This is a genomic window from Bacillus sp. JJ864 (genome assembly GCF_036963045.1).
Lineage (GTDB): Bacteria > Bacillota > Bacilli > Bacillales > Bacillaceae_G > Bacillus_A > Bacillus_A pseudomycoides_C.
Genome location: NZ_JBALLY010000041.1, coordinates 1 through 17193 on the forward strand (window position 1 = coordinate 1; position 17193 = coordinate 17193).

A 17193-nucleotide genomic window follows, 5' to 3' on the forward strand; every position below is an offset into this window, starting at 1 on the left:
AAATTATAAGGGGAAAATATTGGTAAAACAACCTATTTTTATGAAAATTCTATTTTCTCAATAAATTCTATTTCTATAATTACACTTTGGAGTGTAATTATAATTTTTATGTATTTAGTAATAAGGAGAACTCTCAATATGTCCATATAAGTATACTTCAACTGGATTATTCGAGTTATTTATTCGAACCCCTTAACGCTTATGGAGTTGAGAAAACACTTTATTAAGTAAACTATATTATTATCAAAATCAAAACGTGTTAATATATGTAAAAAAGGAGTGCTAAGTATGGAAAATATGAAATGTAAGAAATGCGGCTCTACTAACTTCAAAGAGGGGAAAGTTGGGTACGCATTTCATGCATATGTTTGTGAAGATGCACCTAGTACAATATTTAAAGGTGACTCTCGTTCCAAACTACTAACTACATTTTGTTTAGATTGCGGAGAGGTAAAATCCTTTAGAGTCGAAAATCCATCGATATTTAAAAAATAAAGCGCATAAAAAACATTCAATTCATATATAGGAATAACTCTGTCATTCCACCCATATACTATCTTTTGTATTCGAGTGTCTTTAATTTGAAGATACTGCATCTAAACAACATTTTTGTACCTATAACGATATTGTGTAAAATAACAAATATAGATGCACAGAAAAGAGTAAATTTAATTTCAGGTTTAACATCTATATAAGTTGAATTTAACTTTTACATCTTCAAACATAACCGCTCAATCACTGTTTCAGGTGTCTCATTGATGGAGCGAATAAATGCCTGTACATTGGTCCGAATCTCTTGAATGGAGGAATAGAACACATTGTTAATAATCGCGCTCTTCAGCCATTTCCAAAGTCCTTCAATTAGATTCATGTCCGGACTGTAAGGCGGCAAAAAAATCAATTCTAATCGGTCTTGGTGCACTTCTAAAAAAGGGCGAATCAAAACAGCGTGGTGAATACGAGCATTGTCCAACACCATCACGATTTTTCCGATTGGATACTGTTCCAGCACCTTGTGAAGAAAACGTAAAAACGCCTCGGCATCGTATCGTTCCTCTTCGACACAAAATACCTTGCTAGTTTCATAATTCAGGATGCCAATCAATTTGACTCCGTGATGTTTGCCATACGTAGGAATGAGGCGCTGTTTTCCGCGTAGAAACCATGTGTATTGGATTGCCTGATAATCCCGAATCATGGACTCATCTTGGAATAAAATGTGGTCTATTTCCTCATTCAGCAGTTTTTTTTAAGGTAGGAAATGTTACTTCCTTAAATACGGCTTGTTTTCCTTTATCGGCATTGGCAAGTGTATAGGTCGCTTTGGAATAACTCAACCCTAAGTCATGTAACAGGCGGGACACACCCCGTAACGTATATGTTTTTCCCCATTTGCTTTCTATGAAGGAAGCAATGAGAGCGAGTGTCCAATTATGACGGGCAGGAAATCCCACATCGACAGGCAGAGAATGAATAATCGTGTGAACAAGTTCCTGCTCCTGCTCAAGGGTCAATTTTCGAGGCGCTCCCGGAGAAATACCCATGATGAGTCCGTCGAGACCGCCTTGTTGATATGCTTTTACGTAATTGTAAACCGTTTTATCAGAACGACCGATGACGTCGGCGACTTGCTTGTAGGAGTGCCCTTGCAAGTACAGATAAACTGCTTGATAGCGTTCATACATTCGTCTTTCTTTTTCTTGTTTCATCGCTTGGAACAAGATTGTAAGTTCTTCCGTTTTGTTACTCATCGTATATCTCTCCGTCCATTTGATATGATTCACTAGTATTTCGACAGAGAGTGCACGAAAACCTTTAATTCAACTTATATATATTAAGAATCAATATAGATATACCCATGACAATTAGTGAGATTGAATAATACATAATATAAGTAGATGAAAGTATATTAAAATATTTCAAAAACATATATCCTAATAAAGATACTATTAACATGAATATAACCACGAAAATAACAACCTCCTAAATAAAGAAAACAATGAATAATCATTGTTTTCTTTTGAAATATTAAATTTATCTACCATATACCTGTATCACATTAACAGGATTCCTGTTACTTACGTAGATTCTAGTACCTTTGTTAGTCATTTTATAGCTAACTTCATTTGCCATCCACATAAAGCTCTCTGCAATCAAACCTGAAGCTAATGCTACTGCTCCCGCTTGTGGTATTCTAAAAGAAGCAATCCATCCAGCAATAACTCCAAGTCCTGTTTCACCTGCCGCCCATTTGTTACACTAATATACATATTCTTTTGATTCTAGATATTGATTCAAATTTTCAGGAGTTGTACCAATGATAAATTGGAACTTTATAACAAGGTACTATTCTTCTATTTGTACTATTTAATTGGCTTTTCCAACACATATAAATCTTCTTCTAAATTTGTAAGTTTATCTGCAACAAGTTTTCTCGCATCGCCTATTGCTTGATTATATATATGCGGCCCTAGTTCTTTTATCATTTCTTCAATTAAGCGCTCCGCTTGAAAACGGCCGATCTCCCCTAAATCTTCTGCTTCAAAAAATTCTTGAATATGTTCAACAAGTAGTTCTTTTTTCTCATTTGGTAATTTCATAGAAATCATATTATACAGCTCCTTTTTCGTTATTTGATAGAATATGGCGTAGTTTTTCCATTGAAAAACGAGTTCCGGGGCACGTTTTTGTTACCCCATCTATTTCACGATGACCGAGAACTTGCTCACTATCTAAAGAAAATTGATACATGAACTGTTTACATAGCCAATGCAAAGAAGTCATTTGTAATGGTGTTGGATCATAGACATCAAAATTACCAGATATGCAAATCCCTATACTCTTAGTATTATAACTTTTCACATGAGCTCCTATATGCAACCCTCTTCCTTCGTAAATGGTTCCATTTTCTTCAATAAAATAATTATATCCTATTCCGCTCCATCCTCGATTATTTTGATGAAATTCATGTGTTTTATATACGTCCCATCCATCTTCCGCTGTGTGATGAATGATAATATGTGTAACATCTTGTAATGGCTGCAGCGGATCACGAAAAGATACAAGTGCTTTCTGAATGCGCATAGTCTCACCCTTTACAAATGAATGATAATTGCCGTTTTATCATCTGGATAAATAAGCTGTTTCGCTTCTAATTCTTCTATTATTTTTATGTATTTCTTTATACCATGTTCCCACACAAATTGCGCACTTGTTTCTAGTGTCCAATCCAGATGAAACAAGCCATCTGAACAAATAAATAGATTGGTAATTTCTTGTCGTAACAGTTTTCCTTGCTGAATAAAAGATATTGCTTCATTCATCCCGTTTGCAACAGAATATCCGTTTAAAGTATTTGCCATGTAACGATTGTAGCGTAATTGTTCTTTTTTATCATTGAATATTGCTTCGTTTGGAACAGAAAGTCCCTTTTTTCGGTCTTCCTCCCGTTGTTGTTTTGCCCGTTTACTAATGCCTTTTACTGTGTCTTCCGTAAGTACTTTTACGGATCCGTCAACAAATTTAGCAACAATCATACAATCTCCAAGCTGCGCATATTCTATTGTTTTATCTGTAATATGAATAGCAGCAATGCAAGTACACCATAGTTGATCTTTTTTTGTCGTATCAATATGATAGAATTGCATTTTTTCTTGCAGTAACTGATTAGCTGTAGCAACTTCAGTTTGTAATGAATCCACATTGGAAATCGATTCAAAGTGTCGCTGAAACAGGTGGGAAGCCAAGTATGCTCCGTTATGCCCATTCTCATTTTGAAAATCAATTAGCGGCGTCGCTCCGTCACACACACCATATAGTTGTAAAGTTTCATTACAAATTAGTGCATCTTCGCATTCTTGTTTGAATGGACTTTTTTGTTGAAAAACCTGAATCTTCATATCCCTCTCTCCTTTTTAAAAACCGCTTTCATTTTTCAAACTAATCTAATTTACCGAAATAAACTGTTTTTCCGCAAATCTTACAATCTCATATATAATTTTGAATTATTGTCAATTTGTATATAGCATCTTTAGTGAAGGACGGGAAAGATATGTATCGATTACTCGGAGTGATTTTAGGGTCTTTAGTTGTAGCACTTTCTTTTAATCTTTTCCTTATCCCCCACAAGATTTTAAGCAGTGGGATTAGTGGAATCGCAATGATCATTGGAATCTTAACTCCATTTAATACTGGATTAGTAAACTTTTTACTAAACTTACCTATTCTTATTTTAGGGTATATTGGACTTGGAAAACGATTTATTGGTTATACAATCGTATCCGTTATTACACTTTCGGCAGCATTATATGCAATTCCTGTACATGCGGTGGCAACAGATGCACTACTTTCTTCTTTATTTGGCGGTGTAATTGCTGGGGCAGGTATTGGACTTGTTTTCAACTGCTATGGTTCGACAGGTGGATTTGATGTTATCGGCATGTTACTTTCACGTAAAAAAGATATTCAACTTGGTGGATTCTTAATCGCACTTAATACTATTGTAATCATTATTTCTGGATTTTTCTTCGATTGGGATACTGCCTTAAACAGCTTATTATCTATTTTCGTTACAGGAAAAGTAATCGATGCGATTCACACAAAACATCGAAAAATTACTCTAATGATTGTGACAAACCAAGCAGAAAAAATGAAAGAAAAGCTCCTTTCAAGTCTTGTGCGCGGAATTACCTTACTCGACGGAGAAGGTGCATACTCAAATGAAAAAAAACATGTATTAATGACCGTAATTTCTCGAGAAGAGCTCGCTGGAATGAAAGCTATCATTTCTGAAGTTGACCCGCAAGCGTTTGTAAACATCACAGAAACAGTGGAAGTATTAGGATTATTTAGAAGAGGGTAAAAAAACGAGGTGGCATCGCATCCACCTCGTTTTTTTTACCCATTTTTACGTTCCATAAATTCAATTCGATTCCCAAACGGATCTACTATATAAAATCTCGTAACATCAGGTCGCGCTGTATCGACTGTAACAGAAACTCCTTTTTGTGTTACATTTTCTTGCAAATTTCCAATATGCTGAACATAAAACGCTGGATGAGCTTTTTTTGCAGGAGAAAAATTCTGCTCTACTCCAATATGTAATTCTTGACTCCCACAGAGAAACCAACATCCTCCCCGTTTTCTTAGTTCTGCAGGCTTTGGAATTTCTTCTAATCCGAGTATATCCCCATAAAATGCGCGCGCTTTTTCTTCACATCCCTCTGGTGCTGCTAGTTGTACATGATCAATTCCTTGAATCTTAAACATCATAACGTTCTCCTCCCCCTTTACTATCATTATTATATCAAAGATGGTTTTAGTAATAACTTTCATACTTATTATGAAGGTAGATAAGAAAAACGAAAGAACCTCTCATATTTTCACTCACAAATTAAAACTTACAATTCAAAAATATCCAACGAGAAATTGACTATTTATCCTTATCATGTCTATACTCTTAAAGGATATAACATTAGTAGTGTTATATAATTAAAACAAAATATAAAGTATACACTATATAATCTATTTTAAAATCGTTATACATATATGAATATATATCCGGGGGAATTATGAATGCGATGGAAAAGAATTACGTCTGTAAAAAAAAGCATATATCCAAAAAGACGCACTGCTTTTACAAAAAATAGAATGAAAAAGACAGTAAACACAACACACTGCAATGAAAATTCCACACTAACAAAACAACAATTAGAGTCGCTTCTTAAAGACACAGTAGACGCGATTGTTGTTCTTGATTTAGAGCTTCGTGTAATGAAAGTAAACAAGGCCTTTGAAACTCTTTTCGGCTGGACCGAACAAGAAATACTTGGAAAAATAATACCTACTATCCCAGATTTCTCAAAAGATAAATACAACAAACTATATCAAAATCTTGCACACAATAAACTATTTACGTCAAAAGAAACAATTAGACAACAAAAATATGGAAGTTTAATACATGTCACTAATTTTATCTCCCCTATTGTAAACACATATGGAGAAGTAGTAGCGTTTGTAAGTAGCTTAAGAGATATTACCGAACGAAAAAAAATGGAACTTGCATTAAAAGAAAGTGAAAAACGCTTACGAACTCTTATAAATGCGATGCCAGCGTTTATTCTTTTGAAAGATGAAGAAGGAAGATGGCTTGAAGCTAACGATTATGCAATTTCTAGTTTAAATTTTGAAAATGTACCGTATCGCGGTAAAAAAGATAGTGAACTCATCCAATATAATAAGTCTTATCGTAACTCTTTCTTATACTGTGAAAAGTCTGATCAATATGCATGGCAAAACAAAGAAAGCATGTGTCGTGAGGAAATTATTATTCACGCTGACTCTACACCTATCATACTTAACATTATAAAAGTTCCTCTTTTTCATCCTGATGGATCGCGAAAAGGGATTGTCATTATGGGACAAGATATTACAAATTTAAAGGAAACCGAAGAATTATTAAAAAAATCCGAAAAGCTCGCAGTTGTTGGACAGCTAACTGCTGGTATTGCCCATGAAATACGAAACCCCTTAACTTCTTTAAAAGGATTTTTAAAATTACTAGAACCTGATATGAATGAAAATAACAAATGGTATATTGATATCATGTTAAGCGAAATCGCTCAAATGGAATCGATTACGAATCAATTTATGGCAATGTCTAAACCACAAGCCATGTCTATAAAATCCTATCAAATTCAAACATTAATTGAGGAAGTGGTAACATTCATTTCACCAACAGCCATGATGCATAATACACATATCACCATGAACCACACATCCTCTTTACCAGCAATTCAATGTGATGGAAATCAGCTCAAACAAGTATTCATTAACATATTAAAAAACGCAATAGAAGCCATGCCTCACGGAGGGACTATTTCCATTCAAACAATGAAGATAGAAAATCAGTCTATAGTAATCAGTATCACCGATGAAGGTTGTGGAATTCCACAAGATCGTATTTCACGTTTAGGTGAACCTTTCTATAGTTTGAAGGAAAAAGGAACTGGATTAGGTTTAATGATGTGCTATAAAATCATTGAAGAGCATAATGGGAAATTACAAATTACAAGTGACGTAAACAAAGGAACAACTGTAGATATTCGGTTACCTATATTCACGGAAACGAAATAAAAAAGAAGAGCAAACAGAAATTTACTTTCCTGTTTGCTCTTCTTTATATAAACAATAATCCACTAACTTTCTATATTTGGAATCTGCTCTACTAGATCATAATGATTAGCGTACCTTTACGAAAGCACAAACACGATTGTAACTATGCATAACACATGAAATGAAACAAAACAACTCCATAACCAGAAAATAGCGTTCACCGCAATACTAGTTATACTTCCAATTAATGCGCTTCCTACGATATCAGATGGATAATGCTGCCCGCTCCAAATACGAGAGAATCCTGTTAAAAATGCTAATAACCACATACCCCCACCCAACAAACGATGATAAAACAAAATAGAAGTTGCCAGAGCAAACGAAAGCATCGTATGTTTGCTTGGAAATGAAGAATTCATTCCTGATGGAATTGGAGGTAATATATTCGCATTATGATTTAAAAAAGGGCGCGGTCTAAAATAATTTCGTTTTATAAAAAAATGAATAAGTAACGTTATACATGCAGAGATTGTTGCTTGCATCGTAATTTTTTTGTAAAAACTACTACGAAGCCACATTAAGATGAATAAAAGAGCATATACATAGCGCGCTTTTTGCGAAATCATTATCATAATGGCATCTACAGATGGATAGCGACCAACAAACTGGTTAATAGCTCTAAATATTTTGTAGTCCATAAGAATATCTCCTTCAAATTCACTTTAAATGTGTTCCTTAGTATTTCCATATAAAAAAGAACTATGTAGTCAAATAAGAGATATGAAAGAACTAGAAAGAAAAAGAGCTAACTCGCCATTTCGTTAAAACGAAACTTTGAATTAGCTCCTTTTCTCATATATTTACTTGCTTACGCACCGTTTCGCGTGCCAGTAAAAAACTCATAATGACCTGTGCTGCAACGCGGCTTGTCATATCACGAAAATCAAGAGTTGGATCGATTTCCACAATATCCATACCTGCTACAAGTGGTTCTTGCCCAAGCACTGTCATCGCATCGAGTAATGTCGTACTATCCATACCACCTGGTCCGATCGCTGGACATCCCGGCGCAAATGCTTGATCTAATACATCCATATCAACAGAAACGTATATAGATGTAACCCCTTGGCGACGCAATAACTTAATACTTTCAATAATAATATCTTTTATATGACGCTCTCTAACATGTTGCATCGTATATACCGTTACGCCATGCTCTTTTGCATATTGATGATACGTATGAGCATTAGAAAAGTTTCGAATCCCTATTTGCACTAATTGCTTTCCGGTAATGATATCATTCTCTAGTAAACTACGAAACGGTGTCCCGTTTGACGGTCCTCCGTCTTCTAGGTTACGCAAATCATGATGCGCATCAAATTGAATAATCCCAACTTTTCCTTTACTGCTTGCAAACCCACTTATGCTCGGAAAACTAATCGAGTGATCTCCGCCAAGAACAATCGGTACCATCTGCGGATTCGATTTTGTCAGACTTTCTAGCGTTCTCGCAATGCGAACATGACTTTCTTTTATATCCGTAACATGCATTGTAATATCACCGCAATCATATAGGACACTTTCTTTCATATCATGCTCTTCTGTAATTGCATACGTACTATACGCGTCTAGCATTGCTCGAATTGTTTTTGGTGCAAAGCATGCGCCTGAGTGACTTATTGATGGTTTTGAAAGCGGAGCACCAATTAATGCCCCGCCGAAGATTTCTTCACTCTCATCCCAGTTCTTAATGATATCGCTCCATTTCGTTACTTCACGATCAATAAACTTTGCATTTTTCTTTAAATAGTGGCCTTTCTCCACGCTTTTTCACCTCGTGTATATGCAATATTCCCTTGTTTCCATACTGTATTTACATGGCTAACACCGTAATGGTACGGTACATACGCATAATTGTATGCATCCCATAATACGATATCTGCCTTACGCCCAACACGGATTTTTCCAGCAACATCACCGCGATTAATCGCATATGCTGAGTTTACTGTTACAGCGTTCCACACTTCTTCTGGTGTCATTTTTAGTTTTAGCATTGCAATGCTCATAATCAGTTGAATATTTTCCGTCGGGCAGCTACCTGGATTAAAATCAGTCGCTAAAGCTACCGCTACACCATCATCAATCATTTTACGCCCTCTAGCAAAACTTTCTTTATTTAAATAGAACGTTGTCCCTGGAAGTAATACAGCAACTGTATCTGAATTCGCTAACATTTCAATCCCTTTATCAGATGCCCCGACTAAATGGTCAGCTGATGCTGCACCAATTTCAGCAGCTGCTTCTGCACCGCCAAGCGGGTCAATTTCATCTGCATGAATCTTCACATCAAAACCAAGTTCTTTCGCTTTACGTAAAAATTCTTTTGATTCTTCAACAGAGAATACGCCTGTTTCACAGAAAATATCAACAAACTCTGCCAATTGTTTTTCCTTAATTTCTGGTAATAAATCGAGCATCCACTGTAAAAACTCTTTCGATTTCCCCTTATACTCTTTTGGCACTGCATGAGCGCCTAAAAATGTTGACACAACATCAATTGGATGCTCCTTCTGAACTTCTGCTGCCGCCTCTAATTGTTTCCACTCGGTTACATCGTCTAATCCATATCCGCTCTTCGCTTCCATTGTTGTTACACCAAAAGATAACATGCGATCTAAGTGGAATTTTGCCTTTTCAACAAGTTCTTCTTTCGTCGCTTGCTTTGTCGCATTTACAGTGGAAAGAATGCCGCCGCCTTGTTCTAAAATTTCTAAATACGGAACGCCTTGTAATTTGAGAGCAATTTCATTTTCACGAGAACCACCAAATACAAGATGGGTATGCGGATCAACGAGACCTGGTGAAACCATTTTTCCTTTGCAATCCACAACTTCTTTTGCATGTAATTCCTTCGTGTTTTCCATTGTCCCTACAAATGTGATCACACCATTTTCAATACCTACTGCACCATTTTCAATGACAGGAAGCGTATTCATTGCTTCCCGTCGTAGTAATCCATCTTCTTGATCCATCGTTAATAATTGTCCAATATTGGTTAGTAAAATGTCTAGCATCGTTTTCCCTCCTTACTTCATCATCGGAATGTTAACGCCTTTTTCTTTTGCTGTTTGCACCGCAAGATCATATCCAGCATCAACGTGACGAACAACACCCATTCCAGGGTCAGAAGTTAAGACGCGCTCAATTCGTTTTGCCGCTGCTTCAGTTCCATCTGCAACAATAACCATTCCAGCATGAAGAGAATACCCCATACCAACACCGCCGCCGTGGTGAACTGACACCCAGCTCGCGCCGTTTACACTGTTAATTAACGCATTTAAAATCGGCCAGTCAGCTACCGCATCACTGCCATCTTTCATTGCTTCTGTTTCACGGTTTGGCGAAGCAACAGATCCACAGTCTAAATGATCACGACCGATAACGATTGGTGCAGATAATTCACCTTTTGCTACCATTTCGTTAATAATACGGCCAAATTTCGCACGCTCTCCATATCCTAACCAACAAATACGAGATGGAAGTCCTTGGAATTCAACTTGGTCACGTGCCATACGAATCCAATTACATAAATGCTCATTATCAGCAAATTCACGTAAAATCACTTCATCTGTTTTATAAATATCTTCTGGATCACCAGAAAGTGCTACCCAACGGAATGGTCCTTTTCCTTCACAGAATAACGGACGAATAAATGCCGGAACGAATCCTGGGAAATCGAATGCATTTTTTAAGCCTTCGTCGTATGCAACTTGGCGAATATTGTTTCCATAATCAAATGTAATCGCACCGTTCTTTTGCATATCAAGCATTGCTTCCACATGCTTTTTCATACTTTCTTTTGATAATTGAACATAACGCTCTGGATCTTCCTCACGAAGTACTGCTGCTTCTTCTAATGAATATCCAACTGGAATATAACCATTTAACGGATCATGTGCAGACGTTTGGTCTGTTACTAAGTCTGGTGTAATGCCGCGTTTTACAATATGCGGTAAAATTTCAGCTGCATTCCCTAATAATCCAATTGAGATCGGCTCTTTCTTTTCTTTATACTCCTTCGCAACCGCTAATGCTTCTTCGAGAGATTCTGTATACATATCACAGTATCTTTTTTCAATGCGGCGATCGATGCTGCGCTTATCAACGTCAATTGCAATGACAACACCACCATTCATTGTAACAGCAAGTGGCTGCGCTCCGCCCATTCCGCCAAGACCAGCAGTAATTGTTAACGTTCCTTTTAATGAACCGCCAAAATGTTGACGTGCTGCCTCGCCAAATGTTTCGTAAGTTCCTTGTAAAATCCCTTGCGTACCAATATAAATCCAGCTACCTGCAGTCATTTGTCCGTACATCATTAAACCTTTTTTCTCAAGCTCACGGAAATGCTCCCAATTTGCCCATTTTGGCACTAAGTTTGAGTTTGCTAGAAGAACGCGCGGTGCATCCTCATGGGATTTGAAAATTGCCACTGGTTTCCCAGATTGAACTAATAACGTTTCATCGCTCTCTAAATTTTTAAGAGACTCTACAATTGCATGATAGCTATCCCAATTACGAGCAGCACGGCCGATACCACCGTATACAACAAGCTCTTCTGGTTTTTCTGCTACTTCAGGATCAAGGTTATTCATAAGCATACGAAGTGCTGCTTCTTGTACCCAACCTTTCGCATGTAATTCAGTACCTCTTGGCGCGCGAATTGTTTGTTTTACGTTTTCCATTGTAATCTCTCCCTTATTATAGTGTTGTATTTGCATTTAAACGGTCCATTGTCCAATTTGTTGTTTTTAACCAATGAGCCGTGTTTTCAATATCTGTTGAAAAAATACGATCGTTTGTAATAGATGGTACGATTTGGCGAACTTGATGATAAAACGCTCTCGTTTGCGTACTCATTTCTTCAACACCGCGGTACTCAGCTGCTTGCATCGCACAAATCGTTTCAATTGCTAATACGCGGCGTACATTTTGAATAATCTGATGTGCATGACGCGACGCAATTGTTCCCATACTTACGTGATCCTCTTGATTTGCTGATGATGGAATAGAATCTACGCTCGCCGGATGGGCTAACGTTTTATTTTCTGAAACAAGCGCTGCCGCTGCATATTGCATAATCATCGCACCAGATTGAAGACCTGGTTCTGGACTTAAAAACGGCGGTAAGTCGTTTAACTGCGGATTGACAAGTCTTTCAATGCGACGTTCAGAAATATTCGCAAGTTCTGCCATTCCTACCTTTAGGAAGTCCATCGCAAATGCAATTGGCTGCCCATGGAAATTACCGCCAGAAATTACTTTTTGACCGCCGTCAAAAATAAGCGGATTGTCTGTTGCAGCATTCATTTCAATTTCTAATTTTTCTTTCACATAATTCAGCACTTGCCAAGATGCTCCGTGCACTTGCGGGATGCAGCGAAGTGAATACGCATCCTGCACACGTAGTTCCCCTTGTTTCGTAACAAGTTTGCTATCATGAAGCACATTACGAATACGATTGGCAACTTCTACTTGCTCTTTATATCCACGTGCAAGATGAACATCTTCATCAAATGCATCAATAATGCCTTGTAACCCCTCTATCGTCATCGAAGCAATTAACTCTGCTTGATATGCGATTGCCTCTGCTTCCAAGTACGCTACAATACCTTGTGCTGTCATTGCTTGTGTTCCATTAATAAGTGCTAAACCTTCTTTTGCTTCTAACGTAATTGGTTCTAATCCTTCTTTTGTTAGAGCGATCATCGTATGAACACGCTCACCTTTATAAAACACTTCTCCTTCTCCTAATAAAGCAAGCGCAAGATGCGAAAGCGGTGCTAAATCTCCGCTCGCTCCAAGTGAACCTTGCTGCGGAACAACAGGATGAATTTGACGATTTACAAGTTCTAAAAGCATATTTATAACAAGTGGTCTAACACCAGAAACCCCCTTTAGCATTGTGTTCGCACGTAAAACAAGCATAGCGCGTGACACTTCTTCAGAGAAAGGTTCACCAACACCACATGCATGAGATTGAATTAAGTTATGTTGAAGTGCTTTCACATCTTCTTTTTGAATAAATACATCGCTAAATTTTCCAAAACCTGTTGTAATGCCGTAAACGACTTTACCTTCTTCAACAATCTGTTCTACTGCTTGCCTGCATTCTGTAACTTTTTGCATACTATTTGAACAAGCAGTTACTTGCTCTCCTTCAAACAGTATTCGTTTCATTTCTTGCAGTGTTAATGAATGTCCAGTTAATGTAATCATGATTTTCCTCCTTTAAACAGCACAAGGGGGCCTTACCTTTTTAAGACAGACGAATGTCCTAAAAAGTTGTAAGGCCCCCTTTTAACTAATAAACTATGGGCAGTTTTTTTATATGTGATTAATACCTAATCCAATCGCCTCATGCTCTGATCCTTTCACAGGCGCACCTATCGTACCATATAGCGCAACAGCAACCCATTCGCCTTCTTTCTCACCGTCGTATGGTGTACCGCGCACAATCGCAAATCGAAGCCCTACTGTACGAAGAACGTCTGCTAACTGAATTTGACCTCTCGTTACTCCGTACAACGCTTCCATAATTGCATGGTAAAGCGCATGTGTTTCTCTGTAAACATCTGTTTCAATAACATGGTTACTACGTGCAGCTGTTTCCATTGCAGCAACAACTTTTTGCGAATTCATTGAACCGACTTTGCCCGTACAATATTTCCATCCCTTTGGAATAGATAAAATTGGACTCTCGTGTTCCTCCGCAAGTGCAAGCAGCATCGCCATGCGACCAATTCGTTGTGTTCCATGAAGAAGCATGTGACTCTCTCTTTTCTTTTGAATAGTTTAAATATTTCTTAATTTAAGAATATATGAAAACGCTTAAATCGTCAATGGTTAAATGTTTTATATAAATCAAAATTTTTAAAACCTACATAAAACCATTCTTTTAGATGGGCGAGAGTATCTGGCCATGCATAGAAGCGGTTAGGACCTTTTTCTTCCACGTGCAAGGTTTGAAAACAAAAGTAGACAATAAGTGCAGGCCCCTGTTGTGTTTGCATGACAGCAGTCTATATGCCAAAAAATGAATTTATAAGTAATAGAGAGACACATCTTCACTAGAATCATACCCTTTTCTAAATTTCTAAAAGGTATAGCTGAGTAGTTACAATAATTTTTATCATTCGATGAAACATATCCCTCTTCCACGATCATTTCCTTTCATTTCCAACAATTTTATGACAACTTCCCACTTTTATTCACGCACCTTCAAAATATTGTAAAATAATATTAGCCCCATCATCAGAGACTTCACATCAAATCCAAAATTTCCACACTACGATTGCTAACTGTTTTTCTACTGGAGGTGCTTTTATATGAGCAATTGGTACAGTAAGACAAAAACTCAGACATTGCGTGAACTAGAAACAAATGAACAGCAAGGTTTAACCGAAGAAATAGCTGAAGCCCGATTAAAAAAATACGGAAAAAATGAACTCGTAATAAAGAAAAAAAGAACTTTGGGTCAACGTATTTTTGCCCAAATCAATGATATTCTCGTCTATGTTCTTTTAATTGCAGCCCTTATTTCTGCCTTTGTCGGCGAATGGGCTGATGCTAGTATTATTGCTGTTGTTGTCGTTTTAAATGCTGTAATTGGTATCATTCAAGAATCAAAAGCAGAGCAAGCTCTAGAAGCCCTGCAAAAGATGGCGACTCCAAAAGCAATTGTAAAACGAGGTAGTGAATTAAAAGAAATTCCATCCGAAAATGTCGTTCCCGGAGACATTGTTCTGCTTGATGCAGGTCGCTATATTCCATGCGATTTACGGCTCATTGAAACAGCCAATTTAAAAATTGAAGAATCTGCTTTAACGGGCGAATCCGTTCCTGTAGATAAAGATGCAGCGTATGAACCTTCCAAGCGAAATCACGAAAAAGTACCACTAGGTGATCAAAAGAATATGGCCTTTATGTCCACACTTGTTACATATGGTCGCGGTGTTGGGGTAGCTACTCAAACAGGAATGCATTCACAAATAGGAAAAATCGCCACTCTCTTGCATCAAGCTGATGATGATACAACGCCTCTTCAAAAGAGCTTAGCGCAAGTTGGAAAATATTTAGGCTTTGTCTCTGTAGGAATATGTATCATCATGTTCTTAATCGGTTTTTTCCAAGGCCGTGATACGTTAGAAATGTTTATGACAGCTATTAGTTTAGCAGTTGCCGCGATTCCAGAAGGCTTACCAGCTATCGTCTCTATCGTTCTCGCAATCGGTGTACAACGTATGATTAAACAAAATGTCATCATCCGTAAACTGCCAGCTGTCGAAGCACTTGGCTCTGTTACGATTATTTGTTCAGATAAGACAGGTACATTAACGCAAAATAAAATGACAGTTACCCACTTTTATAGTGACTGTACATATGATGCATTAGAAAATGTAAACGTACATAATGATGCTCAGTGTCTATTATTAGAAAATATGATTTTATGTAACGATGCATCGTACAATGCTGAATCACAAACTGGGGATCCAACAGAAATTGCACTTCTTGTTGCGGGAACTGCCTTTGACATTCAAAAAGATGCACTAGAGAAGAAACATAAACGCCTAAATGAATTCCCTTTTGATTCCAATCGTAAAATGATGTCAACGCTGCATGAATACGAAGACAAGTACTTTAGTATGACAAAAGGGGCAATCGACAAACTCTTACCGAAGTGCAAACATATTTTTAAAAATGGCACTGTGCAGCCGTTAACCGAAAGTGATAAAAATGAAATAGTAGCAGCGGCACAAATGATGTCACAAAAGGCATTACGAGTACTTTCATTCGCTTTCAAACAATATAGTGCCGAGCATATTAACATGTATGAGGCAGAAGAAAACCTTATATTCATCGGTCTTGTAGGGATGATTGATCCGCCTCGCCTAGAAGTGAAGGCAGCTATCAAAGAATGCAAGAAAGCTGGCATTCGCACCGTTATGATTACAGGAGATCATAAAGATACAGCCTTTGCCATTGCAAAAGAACTTGGAATTGCTAAAAAAGAATCCGAAGTAATAATTGGAACACAATTAGATAATCTTTCAGATGAACAGCTCGCAAACGAAATTGATCACTTAAACGTCTTTGCTCGCGTTTCTCCTGAACATAAAGTAAAAATTGTAAAAGCATTACGTGCAAAAGGAAATATCGTTTCCATGACTGGAGATGGGGTAAATGATGCCCCGTCTTTAAAACAAGCAGATGTTGGTGTCGCAATGGGGATTACCGGAACAGATGTAGCGAAAGGTGCAGCTGATATGGTATTAACTGACGATAATTTCTCTTCAATTGTCAAAGCAGTCGAAGAAGGAAGAGACATTTACCATAACATTAAAAAGTCTATTCTATTTTTGCTTTCTTGTAACTTCGGAGAAATCATTACACTTTTTTTAGCTATTGTACTCGGCTGGGCTACACCCCTTCGTCCCATTCATATTTTGTGGGTGAATTTAATTACAGATACACTTCCAGCATTATCACTCGGGGTTGATCCAGAAGATCCGGACGTTATGAAGGAGAAGCCGCGTCGTGTGGCAGAAAGCTTATTTAGCGGCAGTATACCATTTCTCATTTTAAACGGAATTGTCATTGGACTCATCACGTTAATCGCCTTTATTGTTGGCGCAAAATTATATACAGGGGATACGAATCTTTTTCCTATCTTTCCATCGCAAATTGAAGCAGATGCTTTATTACACGCCCAAACAATGGCCTTTGTCACACTAAGTTTTTCACAGCTCGTTCACTCTTTTAATTTACGATCACGTACAAAATCAATCTTCTCTATTGGGATATTTACGAATAAATACTTAGTTTTCTCTCTTCTTATCGGAGTATGTATACAAATATGTATTATTTCGATTCCACCTCTTGCAAGCATATTTGGTGTACATGCTTTAACAGTAAACGATTGGGGCTTTGTTTTATTACTTAGTATCATTCCGCTACTAATAAATGAAGTAATAAAAATATTTAAAAGGCAGTGAGGAATCTCCTCACTGCCTTTTCTAA

Annotated in this window: 15 protein-coding genes; 4 read left to right on the forward strand and 11 right to left on the reverse strand. The window is 37.3% G+C overall.

Annotation, left to right across the window (positions count from 1 at the left end; all coding sequences use genetic code 11):
- Positions 1 to 288: 288 nt before the first annotated feature.
- A complete protein-coding gene (locus tag V7024_RS07650; RefSeq protein ID WP_242221436.1) occupies positions 289 to 495 on the forward strand; it encodes a hypothetical protein in 207 nt (68 codons plus the stop codon).
- A 214-nt stretch (positions 496 to 709) separates the two neighbouring features.
- On the opposite strand, the gene V7024_RS07655 is transcribed toward V7024_RS07650, so the two are convergent.
- From V7024_RS07655 to V7024_RS07670, 4 genes are all read right to left on the reverse strand, one after another.
- Positions 710 to 1751 (reverse strand): IS630 family transposase gene (locus V7024_RS07655; RefSeq protein WP_335517858.1). Its coding sequence is split into 2 segments (ribosomal slippage): positions 710 to 1249 and positions 1251 to 1751, totalling 1041 coding nucleotides; the frame shifts between segments, so codons are not numbered across the junction.
- 612 nt (positions 1752 to 2363) lie between these two features.
- The gene (locus tag V7024_RS07660) at positions 2364 to 2609 is read right to left on the reverse strand and encodes a DUF2164 domain-containing protein (protein ID WP_335517862.1); all 246 of its coding nucleotides are present in this window, start codon (positions 2607 to 2609) and stop codon (positions 2364 to 2366) included.
- Position 2610: 1 nt separating this feature from the next.
- Complete coding sequence (locus tag V7024_RS07665; protein ID WP_335517865.1) at positions 2611 to 3084, reverse strand: peptidoglycan recognition protein family protein; 474 nt, start codon at positions 3082 to 3084, stop codon at positions 2611 to 2613.
- Positions 3085 to 3095: 11 nt separating this feature from the next.
- Positions 3096 to 3899: a protein phosphatase 2C domain-containing protein gene (locus tag V7024_RS07670; protein WP_335517868.1), complete on the reverse strand. Its 804-nt coding sequence runs from the start codon at positions 3897 to 3899 to the stop codon at positions 3096 to 3098.
- A 152-nt stretch (positions 3900 to 4051) separates the two neighbouring features.
- Between V7024_RS07670 and V7024_RS07675 the strand changes: the two genes are divergently transcribed.
- Entirely contained in the window at positions 4052 to 4861 is an 810-nt protein-coding gene (locus tag V7024_RS07675; RefSeq protein ID WP_438824449.1) for a YitT family protein, read from the forward strand.
- A gap of 35 nt (positions 4862 to 4896) precedes the next feature.
- On the opposite strand, the gene V7024_RS07680 is transcribed toward V7024_RS07675, so the two are convergent.
- Positions 4897 to 5271, reverse strand: coding sequence for a VOC family protein (locus tag V7024_RS07680; RefSeq protein WP_335517871.1), 375 nt, complete (start codon positions 5269 to 5271; stop codon positions 4897 to 4899).
- A gap of 303 nt (positions 5272 to 5574) precedes the next feature.
- Between V7024_RS07680 and V7024_RS07685 the strand changes: the two genes are divergently transcribed.
- Complete coding sequence (locus tag V7024_RS07685) at positions 5575 to 7134, forward strand: PAS domain-containing sensor histidine kinase (RefSeq protein WP_335517874.1); 1560 nt, start codon at positions 5575 to 5577, stop codon at positions 7132 to 7134.
- Between the two features lie 116 nt (positions 7135 to 7250).
- On the opposite strand, the gene V7024_RS07690 is transcribed toward V7024_RS07685, so the two are convergent.
- The 6 genes from V7024_RS07690 to hutP form a co-directional block, all read right to left on the reverse strand.
- Entirely contained in the window at positions 7251 to 7811 is a 561-nt protein-coding gene (locus tag V7024_RS07690) for a phosphatase PAP2 family protein (RefSeq protein WP_335517876.1), read from the reverse strand.
- A gap of 154 nt (positions 7812 to 7965) precedes the next feature.
- Positions 7966 to 8937: a formimidoylglutamase gene (hutG, locus tag V7024_RS07695; RefSeq protein WP_335517879.1), complete on the reverse strand. Its 972-nt coding sequence runs from the start codon at positions 8935 to 8937 to the stop codon at positions 7966 to 7968.
- Positions 8916 to 10187 carry an imidazolonepropionase gene (gene hutI, locus V7024_RS07700; protein WP_335517882.1) on the reverse strand — a complete coding sequence of 424 codons (1272 nt, stop codon included), beginning with the start codon at positions 10185 to 10187 and terminating at the stop codon, positions 8916 to 8918. Before hutI ends, hutG begins: the two co-directional genes overlap by 22 nt.
- A 12-nt stretch (positions 10188 to 10199) precedes the next feature.
- Entirely contained in the window at positions 10200 to 11858 is a 1659-nt protein-coding gene (hutU, locus tag V7024_RS07705) for a urocanate hydratase (RefSeq protein ID WP_335517885.1), read from the reverse strand.
- A gap of 16 nt (positions 11859 to 11874) precedes the next feature.
- Positions 11875 to 13392, reverse strand: coding sequence for a histidine ammonia-lyase (gene hutH, locus V7024_RS07710; RefSeq protein WP_335517888.1), 1518 nt, complete (start codon positions 13390 to 13392; stop codon positions 11875 to 11877).
- Positions 13393 to 13500: 108 nt separating this feature from the next.
- Entirely contained in the window at positions 13501 to 13941 is a 441-nt protein-coding gene (hutP, locus tag V7024_RS07715) for a hut operon transcriptional regulator HutP (RefSeq protein WP_098918137.1), read from the reverse strand.
- Between the two features lie 560 nt (positions 13942 to 14501).
- Between hutP and V7024_RS07720 the strand changes: the two genes are divergently transcribed.
- Positions 14502 to 17168 carry a cation-translocating P-type ATPase gene (locus V7024_RS07720; protein ID WP_335517894.1) on the forward strand — a complete coding sequence of 889 codons (2667 nt, stop codon included), beginning with the start codon at positions 14502 to 14504 and terminating at the stop codon, positions 17166 to 17168.
- Positions 17169 to 17193: the final 25 nt, after the last annotated feature.

Coding starts and splice junctions, on each gene's coding strand:
- V7024_RS07665 (WP_335517865.1), bottom strand. CDS start 3,084: ATGCGCATTCAGAAAGCACTTGTATCTTTTCGTGATCCGCTGCAGCCA.
- hutH (WP_335517888.1), bottom strand. CDS start 13,392: ATGATTACATTAACTGGACATTCATTAACACTGCAAGAAATGAAACGA.
- hutP (WP_098918137.1), bottom strand. CDS start 13,941: ATGCTTCTTCATGGAACACAACGAATTGGTCGCATGGCGATGCTGCTT.
- V7024_RS07650 (WP_242221436.1), top strand. CDS start 289: ATGGAAAATATGAAATGTAAGAAATGCGGCTCTACTAACTTCAAAGAG.
- V7024_RS07675 (WP_438824449.1), top strand. CDS start 4,052: ATGTATCGATTACTCGGAGTGATTTTAGGGTCTTTAGTTGTAGCACTT.
- V7024_RS07720 (WP_335517894.1), top strand. CDS start 14,502: ATGAGCAATTGGTACAGTAAGACAAAAACTCAGACATTGCGTGAACTA.
- V7024_RS07690 (WP_335517876.1), bottom strand. CDS start 7,811: ATGGACTACAAAATATTTAGAGCTATTAACCAGTTTGTTGGTCGCTAT.
- V7024_RS07670 (WP_335517868.1), bottom strand. CDS start 3,899: ATGAAGATTCAGGTTTTTCAACAAAAAAGTCCATTCAAACAAGAATGC.
- V7024_RS07685 (WP_335517874.1), top strand. CDS start 5,575: ATGCGATGGAAAAGAATTACGTCTGTAAAAAAAAGCATATATCCAAAA.
- V7024_RS07680 (WP_335517871.1), bottom strand. CDS start 5,271: ATGATGTTTAAGATTCAAGGAATTGATCATGTACAACTAGCAGCACCA.
- hutI (WP_335517882.1), bottom strand. CDS start 10,187: ATGCTAGACATTTTACTAACCAATATTGGACAATTATTAACGATGGAT.
- V7024_RS07660 (WP_335517862.1), bottom strand. CDS start 2,609: ATGATTTCTATGAAATTACCAAATGAGAAAAAAGAACTACTTGTTGAA.
- hutU (WP_335517885.1), bottom strand. CDS start 11,858: ATGGAAAACGTAAAACAAACAATTCGCGCGCCAAGAGGTACTGAATTA.